The following is a 19,268-nucleotide window of genomic DNA, read 5'->3' as shown; positions in this document are numbered from 1 at the left end:
GTCACACCAGCCTGCGCGCCGTCGCCCACCGCGTCAGCTCGTGCCGGTTCGACAGCTGGAGCTTGCGCAGGACCGCCGAGACGTGCGACTCGACCGTCTTGACGGAGATGTACAGCTGCTTGGCGATCTCCTTGTACGCGTAGCCCCGCGCGATGAGCCGCAGTACCTCGCGCTCGCGCTGGGTCAGGCGGTCCAGGTCCTCGTCGACCGGCGGTGCGTCCGTGGAGGCGAAGGCGTCCAGGACGAACCCGGCCAGCCGGGGGGAGAAGACCGCGTCACCCTCCTGGACGCGGAAGATGGAGTTCACCAGGTCCGTGCCGGTGATGGTCTTGGTGACGTAGCCACGGGCCCCGCCGCGGATCACGCCGATCACGTCCTCCGCCGCGTCCGACACGGACAGCGCGAGGAAGCGGACCGGCTGCTCGGTGTCGCCCATCAACGGGGCGCAGCGGCGCAGCACTTCGACACCGCCGCCCCCGGGCAGGTGCACGTCGAGGAGGACCACCTCGGGCCGGGTCGCGGTGATGACCGTGACCGCCTGGTCGACGTCCGCGGCCTCGCCGACGACCTCGACTCCGGTCTGCGCGGTCTGTCCGATCTCGGCCTGGACCCCCGTACGGAACATGCGGTGGTCGTCCACGAGGACCACGCGAACATGACGCCCCGGGCCGCCGCCCTCCTGCGCGGGCCCCGCCGCCTCCGCCGATCCCGCCGTACCGTTCCCCTCGGTCGGGTCGCTCATGACGTCTTCTCCGCCCTCTCCATCTCCAGCTCGACCTCCGTGCCGCCGTCCGGCACCGCGCGCAGCCGCGCCGTGCCGCCGTTGCGCTCCATGCGGCCGATGATCGATTCTCTGACGCCCATCCGGTCGGCGGGTATCGAATCGAGGTCGAAGCCGGGGCCGCGGTCCCGGACGGACACGAAGACCGTCTTCCCCTCGACCTCGGCGAAGACCTGCACGGCGCCGCCCTCGCCACCGTACTTGGCGGCGTTCACCATCGCTTCCCGCGCGGCCTGCATCTGTGCGGCGATCCCCTCGTCGAGGGGGCAGTCGCCCACGACCACGACCTCGATGGGCACGCCGTGCTTGTCCTCCACCTCGGCGGCGTTGCGCCGGACGGCGTCGGCGAGGGTGGTGGGCTCGTCGGCCTCGTCCTTGCCGGTGCCTTCGGGTTTGTAGAGCCACGTGCGCAGGTCGCGTTCCTGGGCGCGGGCCAGGCGGCGGACCTCGCCGGCGTTCTCCGCGTTGCGCTGTATCAGGGTCAGGGTGTGCAGCACCGAGTCGTGCACATGGGCGGCGACCTCCGCGCGCTCCTGGGCACGGATGCGCATAAGGCGTTCCTCGGAGAGGTCCTGGGTCATGCGCACCAGATACGGCCCGGCGAGCAGCGTTATCCCGACGAGGACCGCGAGGGCCGCCTGCAGGACGGAACCGAGGTGTGCCGCGGAGCCCTGCAGGACGAAGATGCCGGAGACGCCGGCCGTCACCAGCAGCACCCCGCCCACCGAGCGCAGCAGCGTGACCGTGCGCCGGCGGCGGCCGACCTCGGCCCAGCGGGCCCGGCGGGCGTTGTCCGCCTGCCGCCAGACCAGGGCGACGCCCGCGCCGACGAGCACCGTCGGCCAGAGGTAGGCCCGGGCCCCACCGCTGAGGTTCACGTTGCCCACGAAGACCATGGCCACCACGACCATGAGGAGCAGGGCCACGATCTGGCCCTTGTCGGGCCTGCGCGCGACGCGTCTGCGGCGGCCGTCGGGCGATGTCTCCGAGGCCACCGGCGACGGCGGCTTCTGCGCCTCTACCCCGCCGACGCCGAGCGGGACGAAGAACCAGAACGCGGCGTACAGCAACGCGCCGAGGCCGTCGGCCATGAAGAGGCCGACGAAGACGAGCCGTACCCAGATCACAGGCAGCCCGAGATGCCCGGCGAGGCCCCGCGCCACGCCCCCGAGCCAGCGTCCGTCACTGCTGCGGTAGAGCTTGCGCGGTGGCCGCGGTTCGGCGAGTGGCGCTGCTGCGGCTTCCGACATGCCATTGATGGTCACACGTGCGAGAGGCCGGAGCATCAGGGTCGGCCCCTGAAGCTCCCCTGATCTCCGCGGGCCGCCCCTCGAACGCTTCCCGAGCCGCATCTCAGGGCCGATATCAGGGTCCGGCCAGGGTCGTTCCGACTCCCGCCGGGGCGCCGCGCCCGTCACCATGGACCCATGACCGATCACGAGCACGCCGCGACGGGTCCGGGACCCGGCTCCGGCCCGCGCCCCGCCCCGGGCGCCGGGCCGCGGGATGCCGAGCCCGCCGCGGGCTCCGCACCCGGGCGCGCGGGCGCGGCAGGACAGGAAGGAGCACCCGGTACGGCCGCCCCCGCCGAGGAAGCCGTCCCGGCCGGGCCGCCCCACGCGTTCCGCCGCGACCGCCGTCACAGGACCCTGGCCGGCGTCTGCGCCGGGCTCGGGCGGCAGTGCGACATGGACCCGGTGATCTTCCGCATCACCCTCGCCGTGCTCTCCGCCACGGGCGGCCTCGGTCTCATCTTCTACGGCTTCGCCTGGCTCTTCGTCCCGTACGACGAGGAGGAGAACGAGGTCCGCAAGCTGCTCACCGGCCGCGTCGACGGCCAGGCCCTGGCGGCCGTGCTGTTCGCGCTGGTCGGCTGCGGGGTGTTCCTGACCATGCTGAACAACGGCGGGGTGCTGACCTTCGCCGTCGTCCTCTCTCTCGTCCTCGCGGGCGCCGGGTACTGGTCGCGCCGGCGCGGTGAGCCCGGTCCCGATCCTCTGGCCGCCCAGGCCGTCGCCGACGCCCCGCCGGAGCCGCAGGCGCCGCCGGTGTTCCTCACCACCCCCTCCTGGTGGCGCGACCCGATCGTCAAGGACGGCACCCACATCGGCGGCACGGGCTACCTGTGGGGCCCGCGCGACACCCGCGACCTGGATGCCGCCGCAGCCGTCAACATCGGCCTCGGCATCCGGCCCGGCACCCGTGAGGAGATACCCGCCGAGCGCCCACGGCCGCCCCGGCCACGCGGCCCCCGCTGGATCGGCGGCTGGATCTTCCTGCTGGCCCTGCTCGCCGCAGCTCTCGGCACGAGCCTCACCTGGGACGGGCATCCGCTCGGCACCAGCCTGCAGACGGGCCTGTCCTGTGCGCTCGCGGTTCTCGGCCTGGGCATAGCCGTCAGCGCCTTCCTGGGCCGGACCGGCGCGGGGTCGATCTTCCTGGCGATCATCACGGCCGGTCTGCTGGCCGGCGCGGCAGCCCTGCCCAAGAGCGTCGACACGCACTGGGTGCGCACCACCTGGCAGCCCGCCACCGTGGCGGACGTACGCCAGAGCTACGAGTTGGGTACCGGCGTCGGCACCCTGGACCTCAGCAGGCTGGACCTGTCCGGGAAGCAGACGGTCACGACGCGGGCGGAGGTCGGCTTCGGCAAGGTCAGGGTGCTGGTGCCGGACGACGTGAGCGTGCGGCTGAACGTGGAGGTGGGCGTCGGTGACCTTCAGTTGCCGGGCGACGACCCGAAGGACGTGGACGTGCAGCCGGGACGGCACAAGGAGATCACCCTCTCCCCCGCCGGGGGCGTCGAGGAGTCCGGCACCATCGACCTGGACCTCCAGGTCGGCTCGGGACAGGCGGAGGTGACCCGTGCTGCGTCATGAACTCCAGCCCGGGAAGTTGCTCGCCGGCACCGTCCTCGTGGTGGCGGGCGTCCTCTACGCCGGTGACGCGGGCGGCGCCTGGCAGACCCCGTGGTTCGTGGCGATCCCCCTCGTCACGGGCGGGCTGTGCCTGGCGGGTGCGGTGGCTCTCCTGACGGGCCTCGTGCGCCGGCGTCGCCGAGGAGGCCGTACGGGCGCCGACACGGCCTGACGGTGAGCGGCTCCTACCGGTAGCCGCCGCTGTGGTGCCGTCGTCGCGACCGCAGCGCGGCGTCGAGGGACAGCAGGGGCGCGCCCGCCAGGATCAGCGGGATCCAGGCCATGAGGTAGACGAGGTCGTTGCCGTAGTAGTACGGGTCGGAGGCCCAGCTCACGGTCAGCCACAGGCTGAGGGAGATCAGAGCACCGCCGAGTGCGGCCAGACGGGCGAGGAGGCCGAGCAGGGTGCCGATACCGACGGCGAGTTCTCCGAAGGCGATGGCGTAGCCGAATCCCGCGGGGCTTTTGAGGGAGAGGTCGACCAGGGCAGGGATGGCGGAGGAGTCGCGTACGGCACGCATCATGTCGCCGATCGACCCGGTACCGGAGTCCCTCATGAAGGCGCTGTCGGTGAGTTTGTCCAGGCCGGCATAGATGAAAGTGACGCCGAGGAAGAGGCGCAGCGGCAGCAGGGCATAGCGGGTGGCGTTGTCGCGCCAGCCTCCCCCGTCGCCGAAGTGGGGGGTGTGCGTGTCCGTCCGCATACTGTGAGTCATCGCTGCTAGCCGCCTCTCGCCCGCCGGTGCCGAGACCCCTCAACAGACGATACGTACGGTGAACGGAGCGCGCTCAATCATGCGCGAACCGTTCTGATTGCCCTGCCGGTGGCACGGGTGCCTCTGGGCCACCGCCCCTCACTCCGTCACGTCGACCGTGTACCGGTTCGTCTCCACTCCCGCCGCGGTGACCACCTGCACCTCCACCCGCCCCGGTTCCACGTCCGCGGGAACCGGCAGGGTCAGCAGCGTGTCCGTCGGGTTGCGAAACCCGCCGGGCACCGGCACCAACGGCACGTGGACGTGCACCGCACCCACGCGCACCACCATCCGGGCCAGCCGATCGGCCCCCTGCGCCCCCGGCGGCACGAACCCCGCGCCCCGGATCTCGATGTCGTCCCCGGTGCGGATCGGCCCGTCCAGGTCACCGGCCTCCCGGGACCGGACCACGGAGAGGATGACCGGCCGGCCGCCCTCCGCGTACTTGCCGGCCAGATACGTCGCGCCCGACACCAGCACCGCCACCGCCAGCCCCCACGGCAGATCAGGCAGCTGCTCCGGGTGTCTGGCCAGCCGTACCGTTGCGTAGACCAGGGCGACCGCGCTGATCGCGACGTACTGGATGTCGGTGAAGGTGCCCCGCCCCGCGTCGTCGGTCAGCAGGTCGGCGGCCCGCGGCCGGTCGGCCCGCACCTTCTGCAGCCGCCCGCCCAGCACCCGCAGTCCGACCACCCGCCGCACGAGCACGGCGATCCCGCACACCACGGCTAGCACGGTCACGACCCCGGCGCCGCGGGCGAGTTCCAGACCGGAGAGCAGCGTGTCCCGCTCCCGGTGCCGGGAGGCTGCGGCCAGCCGACCCGCGAGGACGAGCACGGAGTAGGCCACGAAGAGCACCCACGCCGCGGCGACCGTACGGGACGTGGACAGCCGGTTGTCCTCACCGATCAGGGGCGCCAGCACCCCGCCCTTCGCCCGGTGGAACCAGGACGCGGCGGTCAGCGACAAGGCCGTCACCAGCGCGGCGGCAAATCCGGCCGTGCGCGCCGCCGTCCAGCCCGCACCGACCGCGGTGAGGGCCTGCCCGAGCAGCAACAGCACCACGGCGGCCCCCACCACACCCGCCGTGCGCCGCCACAGGCCGGTCAGCCAGGCCAGCCCCTCGGCTCGCCCCCGCTCCGCGACCTGCTCGGCGGAGTGGGCCAGTTCCTCCGAGATCCACTGGCGGGAGGCCGACGCGGAGTGGGCCACCGCGGCCGGCAGTCCGAGCCCGGCGGCGAACTCGTCCCGTCGGCGCAGGAACGCGGCCACGGCCCTCCGATGTCCCTCTCGCGCCCCGTGCGGGCAGTCCCCGCAGGCACACCCGCCCTGGTGTGCGCCCCCGGACCCGACCGGGTGACCGGCCGGGCACCCCCTGCCATGGCCACCCGCGTACCCCTCGGCGCAGGCGCCCGCGTCCGCGCCGCCCTGCCTCGCCTCCCGCACCGCCACGCCCGACGCCCGCCTTCCCGCGACCCAACCACCGCCGGCCTTCCGGATGCCGGAAACACCGCTACAACTGCCCTGCGACGACTGCGAATTGTGCCCTACACCACCCGGTTCAAGTCCGCTCGGTCTGGTCAACACGGGTGAAGTTCGGCGCGCCCTGTTGACCCCGCCGGGAGGGTTCCCCTATGCCCGGGATCATCCAGCCCGACGGCACCTGCTGCCGGGTACAAGAGAGCGGGTCTGCGTGGTGAAGTGTGGGCCTCTGACAACTCCGCCGACAGGGAGCGTTTCCTCCGATGACCGCACAGCCCGCACGCCTTGAGCGCACCGGTCCCGAGACCACCTCGGTCATAGATGTCTCGCCGTTCAAGCCTTCGCTCGTGAAAGCGGTGTTCAGGGACGTGACCCCGATGCACGTCTCTCGGTCGGCCGCATGGGCCGCCGCGTCGGTGACGCGGACCGTGCTGACGGAGATCATCGACGGCGCGAGGAGAGCGGCGGCGCAGGAGGCCCGGAAGAAGCTGGTTCCCGGGGACCTTCTCTCGGCGATCGGCCGGAACGTCGAGCTCGAGGTGGGGAGCGAGTGGTACGGCCACAGCCCGACGTTTCACGGCAAGCGCAGCAGATCACGCAAACCGAGTGCTGTGGTCGGCGCCCACAGGTTCGAGGCCGGGGTCAAGAAGTTGCTGCGGAGCCAGGGGGCGGCGGCCGTCCCGGTGATGGCCCGCGACCTGGACGGAATCGCGAGCGCGTTCCTGACGGACCTCGCCCGGGACGCGGCCATGGTCGTCCGCGAGGGCGGGATCAAACGATTCGGGACGGTCATCCTGGAGATACCGGGCGAAACGACCCCACCCCCGCCCCTCGAGGATTCCCTCCTGGCCCTGTCCGTCCGCAGGGGGGACAGGCGGACCATCGGCAGGGATGACATCCTGGCCGCCACCACGATCCAGTTGTTCGGCGGCGTCGGGCAGCGAGCCCTCACCGAAGCACGCGAGGCGACACAGGACACGTCGGCCGGCTGAGCGGGTGCGACCGACATCGCCGCCTGCACCCTCATCCGCTACCGCGGACCCGCCACGTGAGACGGCCACTCAAGTCAGCAGGCCCGGCTCGCTCCGGCTGACGTCCTCCCACATCGGCTGGTAATTGATCCAGGCCACCAGGTCGCCGCCCAGCTGCTCCCGCGTCGCCACGGCCATCCGGTGATCGATGCGGACCGGCCGCCCCGCCGCCTGCGCCGTCAGCTGCACCTGGCAGGAACGCTCCATCGACACGAACCACCAGGCCGCCGCGTCCACCGAGTCGCCGACGGTCAGCAGCCCGTGGTTGCGCAGGACGAGCGCCTTGCGCGAGCCGAGCACCTCGGCGATGCGCCGCCCCTCCTCGGCGTCGACGGAGACGCCGGTGTACGTGTCGTAGAGGGCGTGATCCTCGTAGAAGGCGCAGCTCTCCTGGGTGATCGGCTCCAGCAGTTCGCCGAGGGCCGCGAGCGCCCTGCCGTGCACCGAGTGGCAGTGGGCGACGGCGACCACGTCCGGCCGGGCGGCGTGGACCTGGGCGTGCACGGTGAAGGCCGCCTGGTTGACGTGGTAGCCGCCCTCGACGACCTGGCCGTCCTGGTTGGCGAGCACGAGGTCGCTCACGGTGACGTGCCGGAAGGGCATCCCGAACGGGTTGACCCAGAAGCAGTCGGTGAACTCCGGGTCGCGTGCGGTGATGTGCCCGGAGACGCCGTCCTCGAAGCCGAGCCGGCCGAAGATCCTCAGGGCGCCCGCGAGCCGTTCCTTGCGGTGCCGGCGCTCGTCCTCGACCGACTCGTGCATCGGCGGCATGGCGAACCGCAGCCGGTCGGTGGGCAGGGGCAGGGGCGGCGTGGGCCCGTGCATAGGTCCTCCAGCAGTGGTTCTGCGTACGGGCGGAAATTACCGTCCGTGAGGCCGGGAAGAACAGAAGCGTTTCGTGAAGATGCCACGAGCGCCCCCTGTGAGCACCCTGTGTCCATACGTGTGCCCCCTGGATCCCACACCCCACGAATAGCCGACAGAGGATGTCGGAATTCGGCGCGACACTCTTGCCATGACAGCGAACTGGGCGGCTTTCGCCGCGGCCGAACCGGGTCTGGCCGACACCGTCGAGAAGCGTTTCGGCGCCTATACGCACCACATCCTCGCCACCCTCCGTAAGGACGGCTCGCCCCGCACCAGCGGCCTGGAGGTGCGGTTCCTGAGCGGCGAGCTGTGGCTCGGCATGATGCCGGACTCGCTCAAGGCCCTCGACCTGCGCCGCGACCCGCGCTTCGCGCTCCAGACGAACCCCGGGGAGGGCACGGGCATGGGCGGCGGCGACGTCCGCGTCAGCGGCCGGGCGATCGAGGTCGAGGATGTGGAGACCAAGGCCGGATACGTCGAAGAGGTGGAACCGCCGGAGCCGTTCCACCTCTTCCGCACCGAGCTGACGGAGGTCGTGAGGACCTACGTCGAGGACGACACGTACCTCGTCGTCCAGGTCTGGACGCCCGGCCGGCCCCTGCGCACGATCAAGCGCACCTAGGCGGGAGGCTCACTCCCACTCGATGGTGCCCGGCGGCTTCGAGGTCACGTCGAGGACGACCCGGTTGACGTCCTTGACCTCGTTGGTGATCCGCGTGGAGATCCGGGCGAGGACCTCGTACGGCAGGCGCGACCAGTCGGCCGTCATGGCGTCCTCGGACGAGACGGGGCGCAGCACGATGGGGTGGCCGTAGGTGCGGCCGTCGCCCTGGACGCCGACGCTGCGGACGTCGGCGAGCAGGACCACCGGGCACTGCCAGATGTCGCGGTCGAGGCCGGCCGCGGTGAGCTCCTCGCGGGCGATGGCGTCGGCCTCGCGCAGCAGGTCCAGGCGCTCCTTGGTGACCTCGCCGACGATGCGGATGCCGAGGCCGGGGCCGGGGAAGGGCTGGCGCTGGACGATCTCCTCCGGCAGGCCGAGCTCCTGGCCGACCATGCGGACCTCGTCCTTGAAGAGCTTGCGGAGCGGCTCGATGAGCTTGAACTCCAGGTCCTCGGGGAGGCCGCCCACGTTGTGGTGGGACTTGATGTTGGCCGTGCCGGTGCCGCCGCCGGACTCGACCACGTCCGGGTAGAGCGTGCCCTGCACAAGGAACTCCACCGCCGGGCCCTCATCGGCGATGATCTCGGCCTGGGCCTGCTCGAAGACCCGGATGAACTCGCGGCCGATGATCTTCCGCTTCTCCTCTGGGTCGGAGACCCCGGCGAGCGCCTTGAGGAACCGCTCCTCGGCGTCCACGACCTTCAGCTGCACGCCGGTCGCGGCCACGAAGTCCTTCTCGACCTGCTCGGTCTCGCCCTTGCGCATCAGGCCGTGGTCGACGTACACGCAGGTCAGCTGGGAGCCGATGGCCTTCTGCACGAGGGCCGCGGCGACCGCGGAGTCCACGCCGCCGGACAGGCCGCAGATGGCGCGCCGGTCGCCGACCTGCTCGCGGATCGCGGCGACCTGCTCCTCGATGACGTTGCCGGTCGTCCAGTTGGGCGTGAGCCCCGCGCCCCGGTACAGGAAGTGCTCCAGCACCTGCTGCCCGTGCGTGGAGTGCATCACCTCGGGGTGGTACTGGACGCCGTACAGCTTCTTCTCGTCGTTCTCGAAGGCGGCGACCGGTACGACGTCCGTGGAGGCCGTGACGGAGAAGCCCTCGGGGGCGGCGGAGCAGGCGTCGCCGTGCGACATCCAGACGGGCTGCTCGGCGGGGGTGCCCTCGAAGAGGGTGGAGGACACCTTGGAGACGTGCAGGTCGGTGCGGCCGTACTCGCGGGCGCCGGTGTTGTCGACGGTGCCGCCGAGGGCGCTCGCCATCAGCTGGAAGCCGTAGCACATGCCGAAGACGGGGACGCCGGCCTCGAAGATCTCGCGGTCCAGGCTGGGCGCGCCCTCCGCGTAGACCGACGAGGGGCCGCCGGAGAGGATGATCGCCGCGGGGTTCTTGGCGAGCATCTCCGGGACCGGCATGGTGCTCGGCACGATCTCGCTGTAGACCCGCGCCTCGCGGACGCGACGGGCGATGAGCTGGGCGTACTGCGCGCCGAAGTCGACGACCAGGACGGTGTCGGCGGCGTTGGCAGCGGGAGTCGCTGATGACACGGGGTGCCTTCCGGCGGTGGGGCGGGGGTCTTGTGCCACCCGATTCTACCGGGGGGCCGCGGGGCTCTTCCCGTGTGCCGGGCTGCGGGCCCGTCTCAGGATGCGAACCGGCTTGGACGGCCCCCGGAGGCGGTGCATACTTGCCCCCATGTTCAAGCACCAGACGTTCGTCTTTACCTATGGCATCCGGCCCGCCGGACGCCATGGTCGTGCTGCTTGAGCTACTGACAAGCGACTTCCCAGGCGCCCCGGGCCGACAAGGCCCGGGGCGTCTGCCGTCGTCGGGGCCTTGCCGCTCCGGGGCAGCCCCTGACGACGAGGAGCTCCTCCCATGACCGTTCCCACCACCGTCACCGACGTGACCGGCGCCCGCACCCCCGAGGCCGCCGAGGTGATCACCGGCGCGCGCGAGCGGATCGACGCGCTCGACGACCGGATCATCGGCCTGATCCAGGAGCGGGTGGCCGTCTCGGCCGTCATCCAGGAGGCGCGGATCGCCTCCGGCGGCCGGCGGGTGAACCTGTCCCGCGAGATGGACGTGCTCGGCCACTACAGGGAGGCACTGGGCAAGCCGGGGACCGCGCTCGCGATGACCCTGCTGGAACTGTGCCGCGGCAAGATCTGAAGCCCCGAGGGCCGGGTCCCTGTTCCCGGGACAGACGTGCGCATCCCTCTCACCCGTACGGCGCGTGACCGCCCCAGCGCCGCGTCGTTGGTCCCGGTGTCCGTGCCAGCCAGGGGCGGGCCCGAAAGAACCACGCGTGGCTCACTGGAGCGATGAGACGCACGGATCGTGCCGTGCGTCGTGGGACCTCGCTCCAGGGATGTGACCGGACGGCAGGGGACAGCAGCCCGGTCACCCAAGAGAACGGTCGGCTCCGGGGACGCCCGGGGCCGACCGGCGGACCTTGCATAAATGCACAAGTCTGGGTCAAACGGTTGCGGGCGCCGCGTTCATCCAGCACGATGCGTACACAGTCCAAGTCCCCCCGCGGACCCCCGCATTGCCCCACTGCCAGAGGTACGGACCAGCGGCGCAACCCCCCGGCGCCGCTTCCAGGCACCGGCGCTGCCCTGACGTCGGTGCTGACGAGAAGAAGGGCCCCGCGGCTCCACCCCGCGGGGTCCTTCGCTCTGCTCAGGTGCGGGTCACCGTCCCGCAGTCGCCGCCGTCGCCGTGTTCGAGCTCCCTGCTCCGGTCGTACGGATCCGTCGCCGGGCCGCTCGGGTCCGGGCCCGCGGACCTGCTCGACGAGAACTCCGGGTGCAGGTAGCCGTCGTTGACGAAGCAGGAGGAGTTGCCTATCTCCTGGTCGTAGTTCATCAGGAGCAGGCGGCCGGGGGTGACCTCGTAGCGGCGGGGGTCGGCGAGTTCGACGTCGATGACCCGGCGCACGATGGTGCGGGTGACCTCGGTGGGGCCGTCCGCCCGGACGACGGGGTAGACGAAGGTGTAGTCGGCGCGTACAGCCACACCTCCCTGCGTGCCCTTCTTGAACGTCATGCGCCCCCGGGTCTTGATCACGTCGCCGGCCGGCCGCACCTCGTCGGGGTCGAAGCGGCTGAACAGCGTCACCGGGTCGTGCTTCTCGCTCGGGGAGCGCAGGCCGGTGTCGAGATCGTCGAGGAGCTCGGGCTGCTTGGGGTCGAGCACGGAGAGTGCGGCCGTGGGGCGGGCACCGCGTACGGTCTTCGGGTCGAGGTTGGCGCCCACCAGCAGCTTCTTCGTCAGTTTCAGCGCCTCTTCCACCCGGTCCGCGGAGACCGCGCCGACGGCCTTCGCCTCGGGCAGGACGATGCCGGACTCGCCGTCGGCCCAGCGCAGGGCCGGGGAACCGGCGAACGGCCGGTCCAGCGTGGGCGTCTCGGGGGCGGACGCGCCGGGCGCGGCGGTGGGCGCCGTCGACTCGGCGGGCAGCGGTGAGGCGGCCTGGGACTCCCCGGTGCCGAAGGGGTCGCCGGGCAGCAGCGAGGGCTTCAGTGCCACCAGTGCCACGGCCACGGCGACGGCCACACCGAGCACGGCCCACAGCTTGCGGCGCCGGGCGGCCCGCCCGTTCATCTCCTTCCCCCAAGCTCTCGGCTTCGCTCGAGCAGGGGGGACCCCCATGGCGGGACCGGTGCGCCACCCCGGCGGCAACTCGCCCCGGGCGTCCTGCTCACGCAGCCGCTCGGTCACCATGCGGGCCCGCGCGGACGGCTCCTTGGGAGCGGAGGAACGGATGTCCCGCTCGGTGTCACGGGTGAACTGTTCCCAGACGTCGTCGGGGATCTCCGAGGCCGACGGCTGATCGTCGGACGGCTTTTCAGACACGAAGCCAAGATCTAAGCGGGCGGAAAGCGCCTTCACAAGCCTTCACCGAAAGGTCTTCGGTGTGACTCAGCCCACATAAGAATTCTGTGAATGCCAGCACAACCATTCACAGGTTTCACGGATCAAACCTGCCGTACCAAGGGCCACTCCCGCGCCCCACACGCGGAGGCCTCCCCCAACGTTCGTACCGCATCCCGCGGTACGCCGGACTTTCCGAGGTCTTCATGAAGCTTCGCCGCGCCATGGCAGCAGCGGCCGCTACGGCGGTCATAGCCCCGGTGGCACTGCTCGCGGCACCGGCCGCGTACGCGACCGACGAGACGACGCCGACTCCGAGCGCGTCCGTGAGCGAGTCCGCTCCCGAGACGTCGCCCTCGCCGTCGGCGACCGAGTCCACCCCCGCCGAGACGACGCCGACTCCGAGCGCCTCCGTGAGCGAGTCCGCTCCCGAGACGTCCAGCTCGCCGAGCGCGTCCGCGAGCGAGTCCTCCCCGGCGCCGAGCGCGTCCGAGCCCGAGGAGTCGGAGTCCCCGGACCCCGAGCCCTCGGTGTGCGAGGACACCAAGGTCGACGTCAGCATCTCCGGCCTGCCCGGCAAGATCGCGGCGGGCAGCGGCTGGCACAAGTTCTCGCTGAACGTGCTGAACAACTCCGACTCCACGCTGAACGACCTCGACTTCTTCGCCGGGGCCTCCCCCGACAAGAACGGCGAGGAGCTGTTCACCAGCAAGCAGGTCAAGCTCCAGGCCTGGGACCCCGACAGCAAGATCTGGGTCGACCTCAACGAGGGCGGCTACGCGGTCGGTTACGTCGGCTACACCGACGAGCTGAAGCCCGACTACGAGGTCGACATCCCGCTGCGCCTCAACGTCAGCAAGTCCGCCCCGGTCGGCGCCGGCTTCTCGCTCGGCGCGACGATCTACGGCGACAACGACGCCGAGTGCACCGGCTTCGGCGACGTGTCGTACAAGTTCCAGATCGTCTCCGCCGGTACGGACACCGATGGCACCAAGCCGCAGGAAGGCGGCAAGGCGCCCGTCACCGACGAGAAGCCGAGCGGCACCACGCCGGAGGTCACCGGCAGCCTCGCCGAGACCGGCTCCAGCTCCGCCCTGCCGATGATCAGCCTCGTCGGCGGTGCCGCGGTCGTCGCCGGTGCCGGCGCGATCTTCGTGGTCCGTCGCCGCAAGGCCGGCGCCCAGGCGTAAGCCACAGCGGCCGACAGGCCGCAGCACCAAGCAGAAGAGGGACCTGCGCTCGGAGGGGGGCGCAGGTCCCTCTTCTGTCTTCCTGTGTCGCTCAGTTCTTCGGCGGTACGGCCGGCATGCCGAGGAACGGCAGCCGCAGCGCGCCGAATGCCTCCGCCGGGACCGCCGGGGACTTCGGCTCGACCGGCTGGAGCCGCTCGTAGGCCGTGCCCTGCCGGGGGCGGGGGTCGGGCTCGCCCCTGTTCGGCCAGTACGACATCGCCCGCTCGGCCTGGGCGGTGATGGTGAGGGAAGGGTTGACGCCCAGGTTGGCGGAGACCGCCGCGCCGTCGACGACCGAGATGCCGGGGTGGCCGTAGAGGCGGTGGTACGGGTCGATCACGCCGGACTCGCGGGAGTCCCCGATGGGGCAGCCGCCCAGGAAGTGGGCGGTGAGCGGGGTGCCCATCAGCTCGCCGACGTTGGAGCCCGCGAAGCCGTTGATCTCGGCGGCCAGTGCCGAGGCGCCCTCCGTCGCGGCCTTGATCTGCTTGGGGTTGGGGGCACCGTGGCCCTGGCGGGCGGTGAGCAGGCCGCGGCCGATTCCCGACGGCTTCACGTACGTCGTCAGGGAGTTGTCCAGCGACTGCATCACCAGGCCGATGATGGTCCGCTCCGACCAGCGGCGGTTGGACAGGGAGCGCAGCACCAGCAAGGGGTGTTTCGCCGCGTGGGCGAGGAAGCCCAGGACCCGTGACGGGCCCGAGTCCGTCCCGGCGTAGGGGACCTGGAGGATGGACAGGCCGCCCATCGAGTTGGAGCCCTTGCCGTAGCGGACCGGCTCGATGTGGGTGTCGGCGTCGGGGTGGATCGAGGACGTGATGGCCACGCCCCGCGTGAAGTCGGCCTTCGGCACGCCGTGCGCCTTGCGGTAGCGCCGGTCGTCGGTCTGGGCGCCGACCAGGGCCTCGGAGTTGGTGCGGGTCAGCTCGCCCAGCCGATCCGAGAGGTACGGCAGCTGGCCGCCCGCCTTCATGCGGTGCAGCAGGGTCTGGGTGCCGTAGGTGCCGGCGGCGAGGACGACCCGGCGGGCCGTGAAGGTGCGGCCCTTCTTCTTGCCGCGGTCGTCGGTGGGCAGGGTGGCGACGGCGTAGCCACCGCGCGAGTCGTCGGTGACCGAGACGACCGTCGTCATGGGGTGGACGACCGCGCCGGCCTTCTCGGCGAGGTGCAGGTAGTTCTCGTTGAGGGTGTTCTTCGCGCCGTGGCGGCAGCCGGTCATGCACTCGCCGCACTCGGCGCAGGCTCTTCGAGCCGGTCCCGCCCCGCCGAAGTACGGGTCGGGCACCTCCTGGCCCGGCTTCGCCTTCACCGTGCCGTCGGCGTCCTCGCCGTCACCGAAGAAGACACCGACCGGGGCCAGGTGGAAGGAGTCGCCGCATCCCATCCGCTCCGCCGCCGCCTTGAGATGGACGTCCGACGGGGTCATGGTCGGGTTGAGCCGTACGCCGAGCATGCGCCGGGCCTGGTCGTAGTACGGCGCCAGCTCGTCCTGCCAGTCGGTGATGTCACGCCACTGGGGGTCCTCGAAGAACGGCTTCGGCGGGACGTAGAGGGTGTTGGCGTAGTTGAGGGAACCGCCGCCGACGCCCGCGCCCGCCAGGACCATGACGTTGCCGAGGAGGTGGATGCGCTGGATGCCGTACATGCCGAGCTTCGGCGCCCAGAGGTAGTTCTTGAGGTCCCAGGAGTTCCTGGGGAGGGTCTCGCGGGTGAAGCGGCGGCCGGCCTCAAGGACGCCTACCTTGTATCCCTTTTCTGTGAGGCGCAGGGCGGTTACGGAGCCGCCGAAGCCGGAGCCTACGACTATGACGTCGTAGTCGTGAGCGTCCTGAGGCACGTGCCGTCTCCCCTTTGAGTGTGCAGTGCGGGTGGTCTACCGGAACCTGAACGCCTTCATCAGGCGGAGGCTGCGGCTCATGAACTGGGCGTACTTCTCGTCGTCCATGCCGAGCGAGGGGGCCATGGGGAGCACGCGCTGGTGGGCGACCGTCTGGGCCTCGGTGTACTTGAGGATGCCCTCGGAGCCGTGGCGGCGGCCGAGGCCCGAGTCCTTCATCCCGCCCATGGGCGACTGGACGCTGCCGTAGGCGGGGGCGTAGCCCTCGTTGATGTTGACCGTGCCGGTGCGCAGACGGGCCGCGACCTCCTGGCCGCGGCGGCCGTTCTTCGTCCAGACCGAGGAGTTCAGGCCGTACGCCGTGGCGTTGGCGCGCTCGATGACCTCGTCCTCGTCGGTGAACCGGTAGACCGACACGACCGGGCCGAAGGTCTCCTCCCCGCAGACGGACATGTCCGTGACGACCCCGTCGAGGATCGTGGGCTCGAAGAAGTACGGGCCGATGTCCGGGCGGGCCACACCGCCCGCGACGACCTTCGCGCCCTTGGCCACGGCCTCCTCCACGTGCCGCGTGACCGTCTCGAGCTGGCGCTCGCCGACCAGGGAGCCCATGTCGGCGCCGTACGCCAGGGACGTGCCGAGGCGCATCGCCTTCGTCCGGGCGGCGAAGCGCTCCAGGAAGGTGTCCGCGATCGACTCGTGGACGAAGAGCCGCTCGATGGAGATGCAGAGCTGGCCTGCCGACGAGAAGCAGGCGCGGACGGCGCCGGCCGCGGCCTTCTCGATGTCGGCGTCCTCCAGGACCAGCATGGGGTTCTTGCCGCCGAGTTCGAGGGAGACGCCGATCAGCCGGGCGGCGGCGCCCTGGGCGACCTCGCGGCCGGTGCGGGTGGAGCCCGTGAAGGAGACGTAGTCGGCGTGCCGGACGACCTCGGGGCCGACGACCGGGCCGTCGCCCAGGACCACCTGGAAGGCGTCGGCGGGCAGACCGGCCTCGATGAGCAGGTCACGGGCCCACAGCGCGGTGAGGCAGGTCTCCGTGTCCGGCTTCATGACGACCGCGTTGCCCGCGGCGAAGGCCGGGAGCGCGTCACCCACCGACAGTTCCAGCGGATAGTTCCAGGGGGCGATCTGGCCCACGACACCGCGGGGGTGGCGCAGTTCGGTGACCTTGGTGAGGGTCGGCATGGCGCCGGCGTGCCGCTTGGGGCGGAGGTAGGCGGGGGCCTTGCGGCCGTAGTGCCGGGCGGCGACCGCGACGGCCTGGACCTCCTCGTGGGCGTGCAGGCGGGCCTTGCCGGTCTCCAGCTGGATCAGGTCGAGCACCTCGGCCTGGCGCTCCAGCACCAGGTCGTGGAAGCGGAGCAGGACGACGGCGCGCTGCCGTACGGGGGTCTGCGCCCACACGGCCTGGGCGGCGCGGGCCAGCTCGAATGCCCTCGCCACGTCCTCGGGCGTCGACTCGGGGAGGTCGGCCAGCTTCTCGCCGGTGAGCGGGGTGTGGTTGGTGGTTCGGCCGGAGCCGATCACCCCCTTGGTGAGCTGGGCGACCAGCTCCGGCGTGACCACGTCCGCGGCGGTGCGGGCGCCCTCCGGGGCGGGGGCGAGGGGGTTCGTACCGGTCTGTGCCGTACCGGTCTCTGCCGTCTTCTCGGCGGCCTGCGCGTCCGTCATGAGGCGCAGGGTATGCCGCGGCGGGGGCTTTGGGTACCCGTCGGTAATACCGCTTCACCGAGTGCACACACGACGCCAGTGACTGCTGGCAACAAATGCGCTGATCAGGACGTTGTGCGGTGACCGCCGGGTTGATTCAGCCTTTTACGATCCCGAGCCGCTCCCGGGCCCCCTCGAACACCGAGGTGCCCTCCTTCTCCTCCGGTGTACCCCTGGGCATGTCGACGCGCAGCTCGTACATGCGGTCGTCGTCGGTCCGGACGACCACCCGCATGAGCCGCCTGGAGGTCTCGCCCCGACGGTAGGCGGTGTCGGCGAGGACGGCTTCGTGGCCCTGGACGCTGGTGCGGACGTACCGGGTTTCTCCCCCGGTGTCGTGCGTTCTGGCCTGCTCCATCGGCGCGGCCGGGGCCTTGTCCCAGGCGAGCAGGCGGACCTGGATCGTGCCGGTCGGCGCGTCGCCGTAGAGGGCGGTGCGGGGCTGGTCGGCCGCGCCGCCGGTCCGGCCGAGGGGGCGGTAGTGGCCGGGGAGGCGGAGGACGGCCGCCATGTCCGGCTCGGCATGCGGGGTCCAGGCGTCGGTCACGTCGGCGGCCTGTCCGGCACTCTCCGCGCTGCTGGTGTCGGCGAGTTGGGTGACGGCCCCTATGCCACCGGCGAGCAACGCGGAGAGCAGGGCGAGGGGGCCGGGGCGGAGGAGGCTTTGCCGTTTGACGGGTGTGGGGTCTTGCTGCGCGAGGGGTATGGGGGCTTGGCTCGCCAGGGATGTGGCGTCCTGCTGCGCGAGGAGCGTGGCGTCCTGCTGCGTGAGGGGGGTGGAGTCGTGCTGCTGCGCGGCGTCCGGTCCGGTGCCTGCAGCCTCGTCCGCCCCCACCCCCACGCCCACCCCCGCGGGCACCGGGCCGGAATCCGCGGCAGGCGCCGGGGAGAGCGGGCCGGGGCCTGCGGCGGCCACCGGAGTGGGCGGGGTGGCAGGCGCCGGACCGCGCGGGGCGGCCGGCGCGGGCTGTCGTGCGGTCCGGCCGGCGGGGTGCCCTGTGTGCTCGGCCGCCCTGGGTGCCTCGGTCCGTGTCGGTCCGGCCACCGCCTCCAGTTCCTTCGCGACCTCCTCCGCGTCCGGTCGCCGTTCGGGGTCCGGCACCAGCAGTCGGGCGATCAGCGGGCCGAGGGGCCCGGCCCGCGTCGGCTCGGGCGGTTCGGCGGCGAGGACCGCGGCGAGCGTGGCCTCCGGCGTGGTCCGCAGGAACGGGGACGAGCCCTCAACGGCCGCGTACAGCAGTGCGCCCAGGGACCACAGGTCGGATGCGGGCCCCGCCATACGGTCCGACATCCGCTCGGGCGCGACGAACTCCGGCGAGCCGGCGACCTCCCCGCTCCCCGTGCGGGAATCCTCGCCCTGACCGTGGCCGATGCCGAAGTCGGTGACGACGACGCGCCGGTCCGGGCCGAGCAGCACGTTGGCGGGTTTCACGTCCCGGTGCACGATGCCGACGGAGTGCGCGGCGCGCAGGGCACCGAGGACGGCGAGACCGATCCGGGCGGCTTCGGGCACGTCGACCGGGCCGCGTCGGAGCCTGTCGCGGAGGGACTCGCCGTGGACCAACTCCATGACGATCCAGGGCAGTCCGTCGAGCGCCTCGGCCGCGTCGAGCTCGTCGGGGCCGACGGGGCCCGGGCGTTCGTCCCGCTGCTCCGGCTCGACGACCACGTCGAGGATGGCGACGGCGGCGGGATCGTCGACGCGGGCGGCGGCCCGGGCCTCGCGATGGAGCCGGTGGGCTGCCCGCCGGTGGCTCTCGTCCGCCGGGCCGCCCGGCAACAGGGGTTGTCTGACGGCGACTTCACGCTGCGCGAGTTCGTCGAGGGCCCGCCAGACGGTGCCCGTGCCGCCGGAGCCGATGCGCTCGATCAGCCGGTACCGTCCGCCGACCGTCCGGCCCCGGGCGTCGTCCGTCCCGCCCCCGTCGTTGCTCATGCCCCATCAGTACCCCGCGGGACGCTTTCTTGTCGACGCGGGTCGTTTCCGGGGGCGTTGGACCGGCGGGATCAGGTCTCGTCGGTGTCCGGGTTCGCGATCGCCGCGCTCGCCACCTCGCGCCTCCGCCGGTACTTCGGGGTGGGGTTCTCCGCCTATGGGGCGGTACGGG

Annotated in this window: 16 protein-coding genes; 6 read left to right on the top strand and 10 right to left on the bottom strand. The window is 71.8% G+C overall.

The genetic code is table 11. The annotated features are described in order from the left end of the window. Nucleotide 1: 1 nt before the first annotated feature. Nucleotides 2-742, bottom strand: coding sequence for a LuxR C-terminal-related transcriptional regulator (locus ABT116_RS03045; RefSeq protein WP_351626945.1), 741 nt, complete (start codon nucleotides 740-742; stop codon nucleotides 2-4). After that, nucleotides 739-2,031, bottom strand: a complete 1,293-nt coding sequence (locus ABT116_RS03040; protein WP_351626942.1) for an ATP-binding protein — start codon at nucleotides 2,029-2,031, stop codon at nucleotides 739-741. The genes ABT116_RS03045 and ABT116_RS03040 overlap by 4 nt, the downstream gene beginning before the upstream one ends. A 177-nt stretch (nucleotides 2,032-2,208) precedes the next feature. Here ABT116_RS03040 and ABT116_RS03035 point away from each other — a divergent pair, with 177 nt between their 5' ends. Continuing rightward, nucleotides 2,209-3,660 (top strand): PspC domain-containing protein, encoded by a 1,452-nt coding sequence (locus tag ABT116_RS03035; RefSeq protein ID WP_351626940.1) that lies wholly within the window; start codon nucleotides 2,209-2,211, stop codon nucleotides 3,658-3,660. Then, entirely contained in the window at nucleotides 3,647-3,871 is a 225-nt protein-coding gene (locus tag ABT116_RS03030) for a hypothetical protein (protein WP_351626938.1), read from the top strand. Before ABT116_RS03035 ends, ABT116_RS03030 begins: the two co-directional genes overlap by 14 nt. A gap of 13 nt (nucleotides 3,872-3,884) precedes the next feature. On the opposite strand, the gene ABT116_RS03025 is transcribed toward ABT116_RS03030, so the two are convergent. Then, nucleotides 3,885-4,415 carry a DoxX family membrane protein gene (locus ABT116_RS03025; RefSeq protein WP_351626936.1) on the bottom strand — a complete coding sequence of 177 codons (531 nt, stop codon included), beginning with the start codon at nucleotides 4,413-4,415 and terminating at the stop codon, nucleotides 3,885-3,887. Between the two features lie 138 nt (nucleotides 4,416-4,553). Further along, entirely contained in the window at nucleotides 4,554-5,906 is a 1,353-nt protein-coding gene (locus ABT116_RS03020; RefSeq protein ID WP_351626935.1) for a hypothetical protein, read from the bottom strand. A gap of 293 nt (nucleotides 5,907-6,199) precedes the next feature. Here ABT116_RS03020 and ABT116_RS03015 point away from each other — a divergent pair, with 293 nt between their 5' ends. Continuing rightward, complete coding sequence (locus ABT116_RS03015; protein WP_351626933.1) at nucleotides 6,200-6,928, top strand: hypothetical protein; 729 nt, start codon at nucleotides 6,200-6,202, stop codon at nucleotides 6,926-6,928. A gap of 69 nt (nucleotides 6,929-6,997) precedes the next feature. Here ABT116_RS03015 and ABT116_RS03010 read toward each other — a convergent pair whose 3' ends face one another. Then, nucleotides 6,998-7,792, bottom strand: coding sequence for a class II aldolase/adducin family protein (locus ABT116_RS03010; RefSeq protein ID WP_351626932.1), 795 nt, complete (start codon nucleotides 7,790-7,792; stop codon nucleotides 6,998-7,000). 190 nt (nucleotides 7,793-7,982) lie between these two features. On the opposite strand from ABT116_RS03010, the gene ABT116_RS03005 reads away from it, so the two are divergent. Next, the gene (locus ABT116_RS03005; RefSeq protein WP_351626930.1) at nucleotides 7,983-8,456 is read left to right on the top strand and encodes a pyridoxamine 5'-phosphate oxidase family protein; all 474 of its coding nucleotides are present in this window, start codon (nucleotides 7,983-7,985) and stop codon (nucleotides 8,454-8,456) included. A 9-nt stretch (nucleotides 8,457-8,465) separates the two neighbouring features. On the opposite strand, the gene guaA is transcribed toward ABT116_RS03005, so the two are convergent. Further along, nucleotides 8,466-10,046: a glutamine-hydrolyzing GMP synthase gene (guaA, locus tag ABT116_RS03000; protein ID WP_351626927.1), complete on the bottom strand. Its 1,581-nt coding sequence runs from the start codon at nucleotides 10,044-10,046 to the stop codon at nucleotides 8,466-8,468. Nucleotides 10,047-10,377: 331 nt separating this feature from the next. Between guaA and ABT116_RS02995 the strand changes: the two genes are divergently transcribed. Continuing rightward, nucleotides 10,378-10,671, top strand: coding sequence for a chorismate mutase (locus ABT116_RS02995; RefSeq protein ID WP_351626921.1), 294 nt, complete (start codon nucleotides 10,378-10,380; stop codon nucleotides 10,669-10,671). 513 nt (nucleotides 10,672-11,184) lie between these two features. Here the strand turns inward: ABT116_RS02995 and ABT116_RS02990 are convergent. Beyond that, entirely contained in the window at nucleotides 11,185-12,360 is a 1,176-nt protein-coding gene (locus tag ABT116_RS02990) for a hypothetical protein (protein WP_351626918.1), read from the bottom strand. Between the two features lie 224 nt (nucleotides 12,361-12,584). Here ABT116_RS02990 and ABT116_RS02985 point away from each other — a divergent pair, with 224 nt between their 5' ends. Continuing rightward, complete coding sequence (locus ABT116_RS02985; protein ID WP_351626916.1) at nucleotides 12,585-13,568, top strand: LAETG motif-containing sortase-dependent surface protein; 984 nt, start codon at nucleotides 12,585-12,587, stop codon at nucleotides 13,566-13,568. Nucleotides 13,569-13,659: 91 nt separating this feature from the next. Here the strand turns inward: ABT116_RS02985 and ABT116_RS02980 are convergent, their stop codons facing one another. From ABT116_RS02980 to ABT116_RS02970, 3 genes are all read right to left on the bottom strand, one after another. After that, nucleotides 13,660-15,447 (bottom strand): GMC family oxidoreductase N-terminal domain-containing protein, encoded by a 1,788-nt coding sequence (locus ABT116_RS02980; protein ID WP_351626915.1) that lies wholly within the window; start codon nucleotides 15,445-15,447, stop codon nucleotides 13,660-13,662. Between the two features lie 36 nt (nucleotides 15,448-15,483). Next, nucleotides 15,484-17,121, bottom strand: a complete 1,638-nt coding sequence (locus tag ABT116_RS02975; protein ID WP_351626912.1) for a succinic semialdehyde dehydrogenase — start codon at nucleotides 17,119-17,121, stop codon at nucleotides 15,484-15,486. A 136-nt stretch (nucleotides 17,122-17,257) separates the two neighbouring features. Further along, a complete protein-coding gene (locus tag ABT116_RS02970) occupies nucleotides 17,258-19,096 on the bottom strand; it encodes a serine/threonine-protein kinase (protein ID WP_351626910.1) in 1,839 nt (612 codons plus the stop codon). Between the last annotated feature and the right edge of the window lie 172 nt (nucleotides 19,097-19,268).

This window comes from Streptomyces sp. NPDC002130 (assembly GCF_040296465.1).
GTDB lineage: Bacteria > Actinomycetota > Actinomycetes > Streptomycetales > Streptomycetaceae > Streptomyces.
Note: the sequence above shows the minus strand (reverse complement) of the source record. Positions and strands in the feature narration are given on the sequence as shown.

Excerpts from the sequence above, each read along its gene's own strand:
- ABT116_RS03045 (WP_351626945.1), bottom strand. The coding sequence starts at position 742 with ATGAGCGACCCGACCGAGGGGAACGGTACGGCGGGATCGGCGGAGGCG.
- ABT116_RS03040 (WP_351626942.1), bottom strand. The coding sequence starts at position 2,031 with ATGTCGGAAGCCGCAGCAGCGCCACTCGCCGAACCGCGGCCACCGCGC.
- ABT116_RS03035 (WP_351626940.1), top strand. The coding sequence starts at position 2,209 with ATGACCGATCACGAGCACGCCGCGACGGGTCCGGGACCCGGCTCCGGC.
- ABT116_RS03025 (WP_351626936.1), bottom strand. The coding sequence starts at position 4,415 with ATGACTCACAGTATGCGGACGGACACGCACACCCCCCACTTCGGCGAC.
- ABT116_RS03015 (WP_351626933.1), top strand. The coding sequence starts at position 6,200 with ATGACCGCACAGCCCGCACGCCTTGAGCGCACCGGTCCCGAGACCACC.
- ABT116_RS03010 (WP_351626932.1), bottom strand. The coding sequence starts at position 7,792 with ATGCACGGGCCCACGCCGCCCCTGCCCCTGCCCACCGACCGGCTGCGG.
- ABT116_RS03005 (WP_351626930.1), top strand. The coding sequence starts at position 7,983 with ATGACAGCGAACTGGGCGGCTTTCGCCGCGGCCGAACCGGGTCTGGCC.
- ABT116_RS02995 (WP_351626921.1), top strand. The coding sequence starts at position 10,378 with ATGACCGTTCCCACCACCGTCACCGACGTGACCGGCGCCCGCACCCCC.
- ABT116_RS02985 (WP_351626916.1), top strand. The coding sequence starts at position 12,585 with ATGAAGCTTCGCCGCGCCATGGCAGCAGCGGCCGCTACGGCGGTCATA.
- ABT116_RS02975 (WP_351626912.1), bottom strand. The coding sequence starts at position 17,121 with ATGACGGACGCGCAGGCCGCCGAGAAGACGGCAGAGACCGGTACGGCA.
- ABT116_RS02970 (WP_351626910.1), bottom strand. The coding sequence starts at position 19,096 with ATGAGCAACGACGGGGGCGGGACGGACGACGCCCGGGGCCGGACGGTC.